Here is a 15,512-nt window from a genome sequence, read left to right as displayed (position 1 = left end):
ACTTGAACGGGGCGATTCACAGCTCAAAATGACTAGCGTTTGGTGTTCGCCAAGTAAACCTCTCGGGCGGTGACCCGAATCCGATAAGAGTTGAGTTCAGCAAGCGGGATGTCATTCCGGTTGAAATCAAACACATCGGTGTCCAAGCTGTGGCGTATGCCCGGGAAGGCGCCATAAAAAGGTTCGATGTAATTGTCCTTTTGGCCCACCTTGGTCTCCACCCCCATCTCCCAACGGTCTCGCAACCGGAAGCTGGCAGGCCCGGCTTCCAGCGCCTGCTTGGGCCCCAAAGGCATGGTGATGGAAAAGCCCATGAAAGCGTTGTTGTTGGGCAAAATGTTGGAGGGCCCTGTTTTGCGCCAGAAAAACTGAACGCCGTTGTCGGCAAAAGAGAACGACAAGCCCAGCCGGTGGCCTTTGTCGTTGTTGTGAAATTGCCCGGTCGAATAGGTGATCTGAAAATCCGAGCTCAAGGGGCGCACGCTCAAGTTGAGAATATGGGGGTTGCGCACCTGCCACATGGATTCGTTGCGCCATTGCCCCTTGACCCAAGTGGCCCGGTACCGGCCGTCTTCTGTGGCCCAGTAAGCGTTGATTTGATGCCCAGAGGTTTGATAACCCAAATCGCCCACCGACAACTGGCCCCACAGGCGAGAAGACCACTGGGGCAAAAGCCTGGTTTGATACACCAGCAAATTAGAACCAGCGCGAGTGGCCTCCCCCATGCCAACGCGTCTGAAGTAGCTTGTGGGGTCTTTGAACTCATCACTTTCGGTCAAGAGTTGTGCATAAAACCCTTGCCAGAACAATCCCTTGGCCAGAGGCACTTCCCAGCCCAAAGTGGCACCGATGGAATAGTCAAAAAGCCCGAACTCGGTGCCTGCCGTGTAAGACGCTGCAGGGCTTAACTCAAACTGCGGCATAAAGCGTCGGTTTTTTTCTTGAAGAAGCAGCCACTGGGCTTGTTTAAATTCGGGCAAGGTTTCTTGCTCGTAATGCAACTTGAAGGCCTTGCCACCCGAACACATGTCAGCACCACCCAGGTATTGACGCATGCATTGAATGGCAGAAGCGGCGTCCTCCACACTCAAACCGCCCACCACTTGCCCCATGAAGGTGAGCGCCACATTCAGATGTTGGACTTGGCTCAGGTCAATGTCTTGAGCCGCCAACAAATAAGACGACAGCGCTGCACCATAAGCATCTAATCTGTTTTGACGCCACAGCCTGGGCTCGGCCCGCACCAGCCAGCCAGAGGGTGTCTGGGCGACATCGATGTCAGAAAATCCGTTTTGAGCAAAACGATCCGCCAAGGCTTGGGCTTTGTCTTGGTCAGAGGCTTCTGGCCATTTGACCGTTGCAGCAGGGCTTGCAAGCGCCTCTTTGGGCGCTTGAATCACGGGTTCGGCAGATTCGGTTTTGACCACCGCCTTGGGGGCTGATGAGGGGGAAGCCGCCTCTTGGCTGTGTATGGCTGCGGCCGTTGGACGCCCCCAATCTCGGGTATCGACCGGCTTGGCCGCTGACTCTTTATCGCCACGCCCAAAGTGGTACACCAAGGCCAATGTGGCCTGAGAAGCTTGTTGATAGGTGCTGTTCGTCAGCTTTTTGCTGGCGGCCAACACGAGGTCGGTGTTGCCAGTGAGACGATGGGTCCAAGAAACACCCAGTCGGCGTTCTCTGGAATCGGTTTCGGCAATGGCCGACAACTGAGGCGTTAATTGATAAATGACACTGCCAAAATTGCCCTGAATCAAACCCCCACCATGATCGGTATAAATGGAAGCAGCACGCCCTGCACTCAGGGTGACGGGCCCTGAAGTGACCGAGCCCACTGCGTATTTTTGGCGGTACAAAGTTGCTGCGCCACCGTAATCCGTGATGCCAAAAGCCAATGCTGGCTTGAAGTATTGGTGGTTTAACAGGTCGTTGCCAAACAACCAATGCAAAGGCAGCTGGTACTTGCCCCCCACGCTCAAGTCTCGTGTGGATGACTTGCAAGAAGAATAGTACAAGTCGCAGTGAAGGTCGCCATTGTTGGTCAGCCGCCCCACCGCCTCCAGACCGGGCGCCAAGCCAAAGCCCAAATTCAAGCTCAACATGGAACCCACACCGGGAAACTGCTCGTAAAACTCCGGAATGGAGTTGGTCAAACTCATGCCCATGCTGGCGGGCTTGAGGGTGAATGCCGTGGGCGTGTTGATGGCACCCGTGTAGCCCGAAGGTGATATTTGCTGGGCTTGCACGCCCAGGCTGGCAGACGCCAATGCCCCAGAGGCAAGCGCCGACAATAACTTCGGCATGTAAAGGCTTTGATCGCGCATAGCTAAAAATCAGTACTGGAAATAAAATAGATACTTTTATTTATATTTTCTATTTTTACCTTCCTGTCAACTCCTGAGGCAATATATCGCGAATCATTGCGTTTTATGAGATTCTGTTGATTTTTATCCCTTTTTGGTGGATTTATTAAAGCGCGCGCTGCAACGTAGGGCAAATAGTGAAAGCTAAGAGCAAAATCCCAGCGTCAAAGCAGGCTGGACTCAAAAAGCCATGACAACGTCGAGGCCCAAGCGGATGTGCTGGCGTTTGCTGTCGAGGTCGGTATCGCCTTGGGCGAAACGAATCACGGCCAACTCGGGCATGACACTGAAGTTTTTCCAAACGATGGTCTGGCTGGCACTGAGCCCTTTGAATTGACCATTCGGGGCTTTGACGCTCGGGTTGTATGCCCCCAATGCGGTATGGATTTGACCCATATGCAGCTTGACCAGGCGTTGCTTGGCGGCATCCATCCAACCCATTGAAAAGACACGAGAGCCACCGCCTTGCGCCGAACCAACCCAGCGTGTGCCTTGTGTGTAACCCTGCACATAGACACCGTTCAGATAACCTGGAAACGTGGGTTGGGTGTCCCAGGGCAAGCTGTAGGCATTGGTGTCGCTCCATTCGGCAAAAACACGGTACCGCCCTTGCCCATAGCTGCTTTCCACACCCCATAGACTCATGAATTTGAAAGGCAATGGCAACTTGCCTGCGGCATCTTCTCCGATCCACTGGGTGTAGGCAGCGCAAGTGCCCAACAGCTCTGCCCAAGAACGCGGGCAGCTGAGTCGGACGTCATAACCGGCCAATTGAGCGCTGCTGTCGATAAATGTGTCGTCGGGGTTTTTATTGACCTCTTGTCCCCAAAATGCTTTGACAAAATTGCCCGCGCCACCGGGCCGCCCCTTGCCTGCGGTCTGCAAGCTCCGGCTCAGCCCTATTTCTAACCAAGGTTTGGGCTTGACGGTCAGAAGTATCCCGGAAAACAAAAAGCCCTGTGGCTGGTTTTCAACCACCAGCGGATCTTGTGCCTTGGCCACAAACACATCGAGGTTCCAGGGTCCTAGCCAACTCGTTAATGCGTTTTGTGAGGGCTTGGTCTCACCTCTTTGAATACCCATGCCAGTCCAGCCAGGTTGGTTGAGGCCATTGATCAAACTGCTTTGCCATCCCGGGCCCCACCAGTGGCGATGGGAAAAGGCCTGCAGTTGCCAGCCACTGACGTTCAAAACCGCGGCGCTGCCATCCAAGCTCCAGCGATGTGGCTTCGTGCCATCCAAGCCCCTGAGTTGATTAGGCACTTCGTCGGCACGAAAACCGAGTTTCCCCGCCACCGATACCGATCCCCAGCTGCGCCTGATCTCTGGAGAGGACAAACGCGCACTGCTTCCGGGGGTGTGGTTGTCGCCGTAGCCATTGAGCCCTTCTGAGTCTGAGCGTGCATGAACTGACAGGATCGAACTGGATTTCAAGGCCTCCAACTCCTTTTTCACAAAATTCCGAGCGGTCATGACCCCTGGGGTTGAATCGTCGGAGCGGAGTTCGTCTAAAGCCTGCTCGACAGCTGCCGCCGGTAAAGGCCATTGACTCACGGTCAAATTCATACCTTCATGATCGATCAGCCAATGCAAATAATGCCTCGCCGTCCAACTGGGGGTGTAGGGAACGCTGGCCGGCGTTTGTGCAAAGCCACAGCCGACATAAGCCATTGATAAAGAAAAAATGGCAAGTCGTAACCCATTTTTGCGAGACATAAAACAGCACCCTTCCTTCTGTTCTAACGAACAAGAAGAGAGCCATTCTATATAAAATATTAAATATATTTATTTATTAATAATGTGAAATACATTTAAATTAATAAATTTAACATTCAAAAATTAATAACGTCGAATATGTCTGCCCACGCCATTGGCCAAGGCAAAGTCTGAAACGAAAGAGAAGGAGCCCAAGACCAAAGCAGACTGGGTGGCGATCATGGGCAGCCGTTCAAGCTGCGGCGTTTACAGCACCCGCGCCAACGCCGCCTGCAAATGTTCAGACGGCAAGCGCTTGAAGCCCGTGCGGGCAAAGCGCTGCAAGCGGCCTTGCATGAAGGCGACCAGCAGTGAAGCGGTCACTTGCGCATCGGCGGTAGGGGTGGTGGAGTCACTGGTTTTGAGGGTCTGGCGCAGTTGCGCTTCGATCTTGTCAAACATCAGGTTGATGCGCTCTTGCAGGCGTTCGTGCTCCAGCACCAGCGCGTCGCCAATCATGACGCGGCTCATGCCGGGGTTTTTCTCGGCAAATTGAAACAGCAACGCCACGATGCGGGCAGCCTGTTGGGGGCCAGGGGGTTCGCGGTCGGTGACTTGGCGGATCAGGCCCATGGTGGACTGGTCAACAAAGTCGATCAGGCCTTCGAACATTTGCGCCTTGCTGGCAAAGTGGCGGTAAAGGGCAGCTTCGCTCACCCCGATTTTGGCGGCCAGGCCTGCCGTGGTCACGCGTTCGGCGCCGGGCTGCTCCAGCATGGCGGCCAGGGTTTGCAAAATTTGCAACCGGCGCTCGCCCGGTTTGGGGCGCTTGCGTGTGGGGGCCGGTGCTTCGTCGGCCATGGGTTCGTGTGGTTCTTGGTCTGGCATGTCTCTCCCTTTTTTCTTCGAGCCTCTTGATTCGAGCAACGTGATTCGAGCCACTGGATTCGAGCCGCCCAACTTGGCGGTGGGCAGCGGCTCAGCGGCTTCGGATCATGGTGCCGAAAGCTTGCTCCGACAACACTTCGAGCAGCATGGCGTGGGGCACGCGGCCGTCGATGATGTGCACCGCGTTCACGCCGCTCTTGGCCGCGTCCAGGGCGCCTGCAATTTTGGGGATCATGCCGCCGCTGATGGTGCCGTCAGCGCACAACTCGTCGATGCGGCTGGGGGTCAGCTCGGTGAGCAAGTTGCCTTCTTTGTCGAGCACGCCGCGGATGTTGGTGAGCATGAGCAGTTTTTCGGCTTGGAGCACGGTGGCGAGCTTGGCCGCCACCACATCGGCGTTGATGTTGTAGCTCTCGTTGTGCTCACCAAAACCGATGGGGCTGACCACCGGGATGAAGGCGTCGTCTTGCAGGCATTTGAGGATGGCCGGATCGATGCTTTCGATCTCACCGACTTGGCCCACATCGTGTTCTTTGCTGGGGTCTTGGCTGTCCACCAGGCGCAGTTTTTTGGCGCGGATCAGGCCACCGTCACGGCCCGTCAGGCCCACGGCTTTGCCGCCAGCGCGGTTGATCATGCCCACGATGTCTTGTTGCACTTCGCCGCCCAGCACCCACTCGACCACTTCCATGGTTTCGGCATCGGTCACGCGCATGCCCTGGATGAATTCACCGGTTTTGCCCAGGCGCTTCAAAGCCGTTTCGATTTGTGGGCCGCCGCCGTGCACCACCACCGGGTTCATGCCCACCAGTTTGAGCAGCACCACGTCTTCTGCAAAGGCCTGCTGCAAGGCCGGGTCGGTCATGGCGTTGCCGCCGTATTTGATGACCAGGGTCTTCCCGTGAAACTTGCGGATGTAGGGCATGGCCTGGGCCAGGATCTGGGCTTGGTCGTGCGGCGCAACAGAGGGGGCGGCGGTGGATACGGTCATGGCGAAAAAGCTTCAGCAAATGGACAGATGATAAGAACCGGGCGATGGCAAACACACCCATGCGGACAATTGTGCCGCAAGCGCACGGGTCACCCGAGGATCTCGGCCAGCATGCGGTTGACGCCCTGCTGCCAAGGCGGCAGCACGAGGCCAAAGGCTTCTTGCAGCTTGTGTGTGGCCAGGCGCGAGTTGAGCGGGCGCTGCGCGGGTGTAGGGAAGGCTGAGGTGGGCACAGCGGCGATCTCGCCCACCTTCAGCGCCAAGCCTGGCTGGGTGAGCCGGGCCTGCGCGATCACATGGCTGGCGTAGCCGTGCCAAGTGGTCTGGCCCGAGGCCACCAAGTGGTAGAGGCCGCCAAGCGCGGGCTGCAACAAAGTGGCGCGGATGGCGTGCGCCGTGACATCGGCGATCAGGTCGGCCCCGGTGGGTGCGCCGTGCTGGTCGTCAATGACGGTGAGGCGTTCGCGATCGGCGGCCAAGCGCAGCATGGTTTTGGCAAAGTTGCCACCCCGCGCGGCATAGACCCAGCTGGTGCGAAAAATCAGGTGCGCACAGCCGCTGGCCACGATGGCCTGCTCGCCTTCGAGTTTGGTCTGGCCGTACACACTCAGCGGCCCGGTGGCGCTGCCCTCTTGCCATGGGCTTTGGCCCTGGCCGTTGAACACATAGTCGGTGGAGTAATGCACCAGCAAAGCCCCAATTTGCGCAGCCGCCTGCGCCAGCGCAGCAGGCGCGGTGGCATTGAGGCAGCGGGCCAGTTCGGGCTCGCTTTCGGCTTTGTCCACGGCGGTGTGCGCCGCGGCATTGACGATGACATCGGGTTGGAAGGCCAACACCGTTTGCGCCAAGCGCTCGGGCTGGCTCAGGTCACCGCAAAAGTCGGTGCTTTGCCGGTCCAGCGCCAACACCTCGCCCAAAGGCGCCAGGCTGCGCTGCAGCTCCCAGCCGACCTGGCCATTTTTACCCAAAAGAAGGATTTTCATGATTTTTACAATTCAATGGGGGCCGCAAGAAACTGGTTCTCAAGATTTGGGGGAATCAATGGGCCTGAACGGGCAGCGCATGCAACTGGATGCCCAGCGCAGTCGTGACTTTCAAAATAGTGGCAAAGCTGGGGTTCCCTTCGCCAGAAAGCGCCTTGTAAAGGCTTTCTCTGCCAAGACCCGTATCGCGCGAAAGTTGTGACATGCCCTTGGCTTTGGCGATGGTGCCCAATGCCTTGGCTACAAAAGCAGCGTCATCTCCTGCTTCTTGCAAACAGGCCTCCAGATAAAGCGCCATGTCCTCTTCAGTTTGGAGATGCTGCGCACTGTCCCATTTTTTGAGCTTTAAAACAGCCATCGGTTACTCCTTCAGTTGACGCGCCATGTCCTGCGCTATTTGAATGTCTTTGACTTGAGTGGACTTATCGCCAGCGATCAAAAGGATGACGACCTCCAAACCACGAAGCATGAAATAAACCCGATAACCTGGTCCATGGTGAATTCGCATTTCGAATACGCCCTCGCCGACTGACTTGTGGTCCCCAAAATTTCCGTCTTCCGCACGGTCAATTCGAGCCTGTATGCGGCGAGCGGTTTGCTTGTCCCGAAGACTGGAAAACCATTGATCGAAATTTTCGGTCGTATAAATGGTCATCATGACACATTGTATAAATTGGGATACAAATTTGTCAACCGAGATCCTGAGGCTTGATCAAAATCAACATCGATGAAGTCGTCCAAGTCCATGGACACGCGCCCATCGGCCGTTATGCACGCGGGTCTAATTGCTCAAGCGTACTGCTTGTTCACCCACTCGCGGTAAGCACCGCTTTGCACATGCTGCACCCACTCGGGATTGGCCAGGTACCACTCGACGGTTTTGCGGATACCGGTCTCAAACGTTTCGGCGGGCTTCCAGCCCAGCTCGGCTTCGAGCTTGCGGGCGTCGATGGCGTAGCGGCGGTCGTGGCCGGGGCGGTCGGTCACGTAGGTGATCTGGCTGGCGTAGCTGCCGCCATCGGCTTTGGGGCGCATCTCGTCGAGCAACTGGCAGATGGTCTGCACGATCTCGATGTTGGGCTTTTCGTTCCAGCCGCCCACGTTGTAGACCTCGCCCAAGCGCCCGGCTTCGAGCACGCGGCGAATCGCACTGCAGTGGTCTTTGACGTAGAGCCAGTCGCGGATTTGCATGCCGTCGCCATACACAGGCAAAGGCTTGCCCGCCAAGGCGTTGACGATCATGAGCGGGATGAGTTTTTCGGGGAAGTGGTAGGGCCCGTAGTTGTTGCTGCAGTTGGTGGTGAGCACCGGCAAGCCATAGGTGTGGTGCCAGGCGCGGACCAGGTGGTCACTGGCGGCCTTGCTCGCGCTGTAGGGGCTGTTGGGCTCGTAGCGGTGGGTTTCGGTGAAAGCCGGATCGCCCTTGGCCAGCGAGCCGTAGACCTCGTCGGTGGACACATGCAAAAACCGGAAGGCCGATTTTTCAGTCGCGGGCAAGTCGCCCCAAAAGCCCCGCACCGCTTCGAGCAGGTTGAAGGTGCCCACGATATTGGTCTGGATGAACTCGCCTGGGCCGTGGATGGAACGGTCCACATGGCTTTCGGCCGCGAAGTTAACCACCGCACGCGGCCGGTGTTCGGCCAGCAGGCGGCTGACCAGGGCGCTGTCGCCGATGTCGCCTTGCACCAGCTGGTGGCGTGCATCGCCTTGCAGGATGGCCAAGGTTTCGGGGTTGCCCGCGTAGGTAAGCTTGTCGAGGTTGACGACAGGCTCATCGCTGGCAGCCAGCCAGTCGAGCACGAAGTTGGCGCCAATAAAACCTGCGCCGCCGGTCACCAAAATGGTCATGGGATGTGAAAAAGTCTGGGCGCAACGGGCGCTGCACCACCTGTGCTGGATTTTAGAAGCTTTCGTCTTGCATCCTGCTCAGGTTAAAGTGTTGGCAACATTCAGGAAATGCCCCATGGCCACATCCAAGTCCTCGCCCCAAAAAGCTTCCCCCGCCCAGCCCACCGATCAGGCCTTTGCGCCACCCGCACAACAGGTGTGGCTGGCAGGCTTGGGTGCCATGGCCAAAGCGCAAGAACAAGGCAGCAAAGCGATGGAAACCCTGCTCAATGATGGCCTGGCCTTTCAACGCAAAAGCCAGGCCGAAGCCCAGCAGCGCCTGCAAGAAGCCACCGAACGTTTGGGCCACTTGGCCAGTGATTTTGGGCAAAGCGCTTCCGGGCGTGTGGACAAACTCGAGCACCTGTTTGAAGACCGTGTGGCCAAAGCCCTGCACCGGCTGGGCATGCCTTCTTTGCTGGACATTCAGATGCTGAGCGAGCGTGTGGCGCAACTGGAGTCGCAAGTGCAGGCGCTGCAAGGCCAAGCCAGCAAAGCTTCACCAGCGGCCCAAAAACCTGCTGCCAAAAAACCAGCAGCCAAAGCGAGCCGACCGGCTGCAAAACCTGCGACGGCCTCACGCAAAAAATCTGCCTGAAGATTTTCTGAAGCCCGCCACCGCAGCCCGCACATGGCCAAAAAAGCCCCCCGCCGCACCGCCGAGCGCATTGCGCAGGTGACGCTGGATTTGTTCAACCGTTTTGGCGAGCCCAATGTCTCGACCACGCTGATTTCGGCCGAGTTGGGCATCAGCCCGGGCAATCTTTATTACCACTTCCCGTCCAAGGACGCCTTGGTCAACCAACTGTTTGACCAGTACGAAGCGGCCATGTTGTCTTTGCTCGATGCCGCGCCCGATGTGCGGGATGTGGAAGACACCTGGTTTTTACTGCACTCTCTGTTTGAGCAGGTGTGGAACCACCGCTTTTTGTACCGCGACCTGAACAACCTGTTGTCGGGCAACCGCCACCTGGAGACACACTTCCATGCGGTGCTGGAGCGCAAGACCTTGGCCTTTCGGCAGATGCTGGAGTCCTTGGGCGCAGTGGGCCTGATGCGCATCGATGCCGACCACGTCGAGACCCTGTCGGCGAGCCTGTCGGTGATGGTGACCTATTGGCTCAGTTACGAATATGTGCGCAACCCGCGACAGGCCATGGAGCCGGCCAGTGCCGGGCTGGCTTTGACGCGGGGGGCGCAGCATGTGCTGTCGCTGCTGACACCTTACATGGCCGACCCGCAGGTGCAACAGCACCTGCAGGCCTTGACCGCCGCTTACAGCGCACCCGGCGCGGCTTGAGCCCCAGGAAAGGGCCAAAAAAGGGCCAGGAAAAAGGTTCAGGCAAAGCGCTGGGCCGCCAGCGCCAGCAAACCATCAAAAATCAGGTTGTCCACCAACTCGAAACGCACCGACATGCTGGGGGCCATTTTCCAGCCCGCACCACCGGTCATGATGCAAATGGGCTCTTGGCCAGTGTGCTCGCGCAGGTGCTGCACCATGCGCTCGCAGGCCCCGGCAATGGCGTAGGTGCCGCCACTGGTCAGGGCGTCGCTGGTGTTGGTCGGAAAGGGCCTGACATCGCCCGTGGGCACATGCAAACCGGCAGTGCCCGACTCGAGCGCTCGCAGCATGATGCCGTGGCCGGGCAAGATCAGACCGCCCAGAAAACGGCCCTGCGCGTCGATGGCTTCCACCGTCACGGCCGTGCCAACCATGACCACCACCAAGGGGCGTGACTGGCCTGTGGCCAGCATGCGGTGACGCGCCCCAATCATGGCCACCCAGCGGTCCGACCCCAAGCGCGAGGGGTGGTCGTAGCCGTTGGTCAGCCCGGCCTCTTGTGCACTGGGCACCACCCATTGCGGCGTGAAGTCCCACAGTTCCATTTGCTCTTGCACGCGGCGCTTGATGGCGTCGCCAGCCACCACGCAGCCCAGCATCTGGTCGGGCTTGGCCAAAGTGGACCAAGGGCCTTCCGACAGGCGATCGATGTTTTCGAGGAACTCGGCACCGTGTGCGAGCAATTGGCCCTGAGGGCTCGGGTGGTCGTACAGCGCCCATTTCAGGCGCGTGTTGCCCACATCGATGGCTAAAAATGTCATCTGCCGATGATAATGACTTTCAGTCACCGAAACAGCCGGGCCACGAGTGTGTGAGCGCAGCTGAAGATTCAGTGCAGAACTCAGCTGCTCAGGCCGGCGTTTTGGGCCTTGCGGATGGCGTCTTGTGCATCCCGGTCCGAGCGCGTGGGGGTGTCTGAGCTGTCCACTTGCAAAAGCAAGCCCAAGAGCTTGGCCCCATGTTCGACGGCCATGGAGGCGTATTTGATGTCCCCCTGGACCAGGGCACTGGCCATCAGCTCCACCCGCTCGAATGCATGGATGTTGCCCGCCACTTTGCCCGCCACAATGATTCGGCTTGCCAACACATCGCCTTGCACCTCGCCGTTGGGCCCGATCACCACGGAAATGGGCTGGTCTCTGGGTGCTTCGATGTTGCCCACCACCTTGCCATCGATGCGCACGCTTTCCTGCAAACGCAGGCAGCCGTGGATTTCAGCGTGGCGACCAATCAGGGTGTCAAACTTCTCCTGGCTCATCACCAAAGGGGTGTGGGTGCTTTTCTTTTTGCCAAACATGCGCGTCTCCTTGTTGTCCAGTTCAGAGGGGGTCAGGATTGCGCCCACGCGGCCAGCGCTTTGGCTGGGTGCATGGCACGTCCTTTGAATATCACTTCGTAATGTAAATGAGGTCCGGTAGATCGACCAGTGTTGCCCAGAGTGCCCACCACATCATGGCGCTGGAGCACATCTTGGGGCTTGACGTCAATGGTCTTGAGGTGGGCATAGCGGGTGACAAAGCCGTCGGCGTGGGCCAGCTCCACCATATTGCCATAGGCACCCGCATATTCTGCACGCAGCACCACCCCGTCCGCCGTGGCCAGCACAGGTGTTCCAACGGGGGCCACAAAATCAATGCCCTCGTGCATGCTGGGCAAGTGGGTGAGCGGGTCGGCACGCACCCCAAAAGTGCTGCTCAGCAAAAAATCGCCCGAAAGCGGCAGCACGGTTGGCACAAGATCCAAGCGCCCCAGATCGCCTTGCCAGCGTGCTTGCATGTCGGCCAGCGTTTTGTCGTAGTGGAGGACCTTCTCGATGGACTGGTCGAGTTGGTGATTCAGTCTTCGAGAAGAAAAGCCCCATGTGGACAACAAATTCATGGGCCCCCCCTTGCCGGCTGAGGGTTCGCGCACAGTGGGGCCTGAGGCGGGCAGCAATTTTTCAATCCCCAAACGCCCCAAAACTTTGTCTTTGATGGCCTCGATTTCGTGCAGGCGCTCAGACACACCGCTCAGGTGGTGGTTCAGAAGTTCGAGTTTCTCCCGGTAGATGGCTTCAACTCTTTGCTGCTCGCTTTGGCTGGTCACGCCGCCCATGCGGTGGGCCAACTCGGGCACATATTCAACCGCCACCCTCAAGCCGATCAAGTGGAACAAAAAACCCAGAAGCACCAGAAAACTCGACACGGCGGCCAAGGCGGTCAACACGGTTCGGGTGGTGATGGAAAAAGTGACCACCTTGTCCGCTGGACCTGCTACCCAAATCAATTGCATACGCACTCCAAGAGGACTTGATCCGATGAGAAAGCTTTTATTTATACCAAAAGTATTCAATAAGTCAATTCACCGACCAAGGTCTTGGGGCCAAATTTTGTGGCCGCGTTGGGGGCTCAGCTCATCATAAGTTCGGGCGAGCCACAGGCATGGCCGACTCGTAAGCCCGGGCGGCACGCAGCACCAAGGCGTCGCCAAACATGGGGCCCACGATCTGAAGGCCCATGGGCAAGCCGCTGCGGGTCTGGCCACAGGGCACGGTAATAGCAGGTTGCTGGGTGAGGTTGAAGGGGTAGCTGAACGGCGTCCAGCCGAGCATGGACACTGGGTTCATGGCCACGGTGCCGGCCGCACGCGCCTCAAAAGCCGGAATGGCAACCGCTGGGGTGACCAGCAGGTCGTAGCGCTGCATGAACTGGCGCATGTGCGAGCCCAAGACGCCACGGCGTTGGTTGAGTTGTTGGATTTGCAAGGCACTCAGTTGCGCACCGAACTCGGCCTCGGCTTTGAAGTCGGGGTCGGCCACGGCCTGCTGCTCGGCGCTTAGGCCTTTCCAGACGGTGTAGGCGCCCAAAAACCAAAGCCCCGTGGTGATCTCCAAGGGGTCTTCGAAACCCGGGTCAACCTGCTCCACATGGGCACCCAAGGCCTGAAGCTGCTGCACAGCGGCATGCACTGCAGCGGCGATTTCGGGGTCCACGTTCTGCGCATAACCCAAGGTGGGCGAGTAGGCGATCTTGAGGCCGCGGATGCCGTCTTCCAGACCTATGGTGTAGTCGCTCGCGTCGGGGGGCAGCGATGTCCAGTCGCGGGCATCGGGTTGCTTGAGCACGTTGGTCATCAAGGCGGCGTCGCGCACGCTCATGGTGTGCGGGCCCAGGTGGGCCACCGTGCCAAAGGGCGACAAAGGGTAGGCGGGCACGCGGCCAAAGCTGGGTTTGAGGCCCACGTTGCCACAAAAGGCCGCCGGAATGCGCACGCTGCCCGCGCCGTCGGTGCCCACGCCAATGGGCCCGAGGCCCGCCGCCACGGCAGCGGCTGTACCGCCCGAGGAGCCGCCCGGGGTGTGGTTCAGGTTCCAGGGGTTACGCGTGATGCCGGTGGCGGGTGAATTGGTCTCGCCCTTGCAACCAAACTCGGGCGTGGTGGTTTTGCCCAGCAAGACCGCGCCCGCTTCGCGCAGGCGGGCGGTGGCCGGAGCATCCACATCCCAGGGCTGGTTCGGGTCGATGGTGCGGCTGCCGCGCAGGGTGGGCCAGCCTTGCGTCAGGATCAGGTCTTTGATGGAGGTGGGCACACCGTCCAATGCGCCCACGGGCGTGCCTTGCTGGCGGTGCGCTTGCCAACGGGCTTCGCTGGCCTGGGCGCTGGCCATGGCGGCTTTTTCGTCCACCAGACAAAAGGCGTTGATTTGTGGGTTGACACGTTCGATGCGCGAGAGCACCGCCCGGGTGACTTCGACCGGTGAGGCCTGGCCGCTGCGGTACAGGGCGAGCAGTTCGTGGGCTGGGGACTGCGTCAGGTCTTGGGGTGTTGTGCTCATGGGTGTGCCTCTTTAGAAAATGTCAAAAGCCCGGCTGCCGAGCCACGTCAAGGTCGGGTGCGGGTGTTCGGACTGAGTTTTTTCCAGGGCAAGTCGCCCGGATCAGCGGCCATGGGGCCCGCCGCTTTGGCCACCAGCACGCGGCTGGCGATGGGGGTGAAGTCGGCCCGGAAATGGTTGGAGCTTTTGACCACCAGCAGCTTCATTTGCTCGGGGTGGATGCCCACGGCGCGGAACAGTTCGCGGTCGAGCATCTGGCATTTGCCGCTGGCCACGGCGATCAGCACGCCGTCGATTTCGAGGCACGCACAAGGGCCGATGTGGACTTTCATGCCGGTCATCATCGGGCCTTTGAGCTCGCAATCATCCGGCCCCAAGGCCCGCACCGTGAAGCGGCCTTGTACAGGTGGATCGCTCGCCTCGCCGGTGAAGGTGGGCACAGCTTTGCCCAAAGCCAGCTGCAAACTCGCGCCGATACCAGCCTCATGCGCCATGCGGGCAGCTGCGGGGTCATACAACAAGCCAACGGCCACTTGACCAGGCCAGCGCTTTCCAGCGCCTTGCTGCAGCAGGGCGTGCAGCATGCCGGTGGTGTTGCTGTCGCCGCCTGCGCCCGGGTTGTCTTGGGTGTCGGCCATGACCACGGGGGCAGCAGAGACTTCTGCCGTGGCCAAGGCTTGGGTGACTGCCTCGCGTGCGGGCAGCACATCGGGGCGCCACTGGCCGGGTTCGGCCACGCGCTCAAACAAGCGCTGCACCGCCATATCAGCCTGCGGGCCGTGGCCCCAGACCACGGGGCCGCACTCGGCAAAGTCGGACGCCGGAAAGCCCATGCAAAAACTGAGCATGCAACCGGTTTGAGACTCCAGCGCGATCATCTCGTCGTAGAGGTCTTTGGCCGGGGCCATCCAGGTGCTTTGGGCATTCAGTGGAATCAAAAACGGCAGGCGACGCGCCTGCATGGGGCGCTTGGCGCCTGCACGCAAATGCTCGCGCATCAGCAGAGCGGCCCGCTCGCCCGTGTCGGCCATGTCGATGTGCGGGTAGGTGCGGTAGGCCACCAGGCCGTCAGACAGCTGCAGCATGCGTTCGGTCACGTTGGCGTGCAGGTCCAGGCTGGCCACGATGGGCAGCTTGGGGCCGACCACCGCGCGGATGCGGGCGATCAACTCGCCCTCACTGTCGTCGGCGTTTTCGGCCACGGCCGCGCCGTGCAGATCGAGGTACACACCGTCCAGGCCCTGCACCAGGGCTGCGCGAACGTCTTCGACAATGGCCGCGCAGATGCGCTCAAACGCGTCTTTAGTCACGTACGAAGAGGGCGTGGCCCCGGCCCAAGCCGAGGGCACGAGGTGCCAGCCTTCGCGCCGCGCCGCGTCGATGAAGCCACCCGCCGGGATGTTCACGCCCGTCATCTGGTCGATCATGGCCTGCCCGCGCACATAGGCTGGAAAGGCCTCGCCGCTTTGGAAGGCCGCCCAATTGGCCAGGCTGGGGGCAAAAGTGTTGGTCTCGTGCTGGTAACCAGCGATCAGGATACGGGTCATGA

15 protein-coding genes are annotated in these 15,512 nt (G+C 59.3%); 2 read left to right on the top strand and 13 right to left on the bottom strand.

Annotated elements, in window-relative coordinates:
- Positions 1-32: 32 nt before the first annotated feature.
- The 8 genes from L63ED372_RS00545 to rfbB form a co-directional block, all read right to left on the bottom strand.
- Positions 33-2,303, bottom strand: coding sequence for a hypothetical protein (locus L63ED372_RS00545; protein WP_156343517.1), 2,271 nt, complete (start codon positions 2,301-2,303; stop codon positions 33-35).
- Between the two features lie 240 nt (positions 2,304-2,543).
- Positions 2,544-4,079, bottom strand: a complete 1,536-nt coding sequence (locus tag L63ED372_RS00540) for a capsule assembly Wzi family protein (protein ID WP_082431537.1) — start codon at positions 4,077-4,079, stop codon at positions 2,544-2,546.
- Positions 4,080-4,325: 246 nt separating this feature from the next.
- Positions 4,326-4,946 (bottom strand): nucleoid occlusion factor SlmA, encoded by a 621-nt coding sequence (slmA, locus tag L63ED372_RS00535; RefSeq protein ID WP_062401820.1) that lies wholly within the window; start codon positions 4,944-4,946, stop codon positions 4,326-4,328.
- A 91-nt stretch (positions 4,947-5,037) separates the two neighbouring features.
- Complete coding sequence (gene argB / locus L63ED372_RS00530; protein ID WP_062401816.1) at positions 5,038-5,937, bottom strand: acetylglutamate kinase; 900 nt, start codon at positions 5,935-5,937, stop codon at positions 5,038-5,040.
- 89 nt (positions 5,938-6,026) lie between these two features.
- Positions 6,027-6,920 (bottom strand): dTDP-4-dehydrorhamnose reductase, encoded by an 894-nt coding sequence (rfbD, locus tag L63ED372_RS00525; protein WP_062401813.1) that lies wholly within the window; start codon positions 6,918-6,920, stop codon positions 6,027-6,029.
- Between the two features lie 55 nt (positions 6,921-6,975).
- Entirely contained in the window at positions 6,976-7,278 is a 303-nt protein-coding gene (locus L63ED372_RS00520) for an addiction module antidote protein (protein ID WP_062401810.1), read from the bottom strand.
- Positions 7,279-7,281: 3 nt separating this feature from the next.
- A complete protein-coding gene (locus tag L63ED372_RS00515; protein ID WP_062401807.1) occupies positions 7,282-7,578 on the bottom strand; it encodes a type II toxin-antitoxin system RelE/ParE family toxin in 297 nt (98 codons plus the stop codon).
- Positions 7,579-7,709: 131 nt separating this feature from the next.
- Entirely contained in the window at positions 7,710-8,768 is a 1,059-nt protein-coding gene (rfbB, locus tag L63ED372_RS00510) for a dTDP-glucose 4,6-dehydratase (RefSeq protein WP_062401804.1), read from the bottom strand.
- Positions 8,769-8,883: 115 nt separating this feature from the next.
- On the opposite strand from rfbB, the gene L63ED372_RS00505 reads away from it, so the two are divergent.
- Together L63ED372_RS00505 and L63ED372_RS00500 are read left to right on the top strand one after the other, a co-directional pair.
- On the top strand, positions 8,884-9,405 hold the full coding sequence (locus L63ED372_RS00505; RefSeq protein WP_062401801.1) for a phasin family protein: 522 nt from the start codon (positions 8,884-8,886) through the stop codon (positions 9,403-9,405).
- Between the two features lie 33 nt (positions 9,406-9,438).
- The gene (locus L63ED372_RS00500) at positions 9,439-10,107 is read left to right on the top strand and encodes a TetR/AcrR family transcriptional regulator (protein WP_062401798.1); all 669 of its coding nucleotides are present in this window, start codon (positions 9,439-9,441) and stop codon (positions 10,105-10,107) included.
- A 38-nt stretch (positions 10,108-10,145) separates the two neighbouring features.
- Here L63ED372_RS00500 and L63ED372_RS00495 read toward each other — a convergent pair whose 3' ends face one another.
- The 5 genes from L63ED372_RS00495 to L63ED372_RS00475 all read right to left on the bottom strand — a co-directional run bounded on the left by L63ED372_RS00495 (position 10,146) and on the right by L63ED372_RS00475 (position 15,510).
- Positions 10,146-10,910, bottom strand: a complete 765-nt coding sequence (locus L63ED372_RS00495) for a type III pantothenate kinase (RefSeq protein WP_062401795.1) — start codon at positions 10,908-10,910, stop codon at positions 10,146-10,148.
- An 80-nt stretch (positions 10,911-10,990) separates the two neighbouring features.
- The gene (locus L63ED372_RS00490; RefSeq protein ID WP_062401792.1) at positions 10,991-11,446 is read right to left on the bottom strand and encodes a bactofilin family protein; all 456 of its coding nucleotides are present in this window, start codon (positions 11,444-11,446) and stop codon (positions 10,991-10,993) included.
- 32 nt (positions 11,447-11,478) lie between these two features.
- Positions 11,479-12,420, bottom strand: coding sequence for a M23 family metallopeptidase (locus L63ED372_RS00485; RefSeq protein ID WP_062401788.1), 942 nt, complete (start codon positions 12,418-12,420; stop codon positions 11,479-11,481).
- Between the two features lie 124 nt (positions 12,421-12,544).
- Positions 12,545-13,963 carry an amidase gene (locus L63ED372_RS00480; RefSeq protein ID WP_062401785.1) on the bottom strand — a complete coding sequence of 473 codons (1,419 nt, stop codon included), beginning with the start codon at positions 13,961-13,963 and terminating at the stop codon, positions 12,545-12,547.
- Between the two features lie 47 nt (positions 13,964-14,010).
- Positions 14,011-15,510, bottom strand: coding sequence for a M81 family metallopeptidase (locus L63ED372_RS00475; protein WP_062401782.1), 1,500 nt, complete (start codon positions 15,508-15,510; stop codon positions 14,011-14,013).
- Positions 15,511-15,512 lie beyond the last annotated feature (2 nt).

This window comes from Limnohabitans sp. 63ED37-2 (genome assembly GCF_001412535.1).
GTDB lineage: Bacteria > Pseudomonadota > Gammaproteobacteria > Burkholderiales > Burkholderiaceae_C > Limnohabitans_A.
The sequence above is the reverse complement of the archived record's forward strand: the minus strand, read 5'-3'. Positions and strand labels throughout refer to the sequence as shown.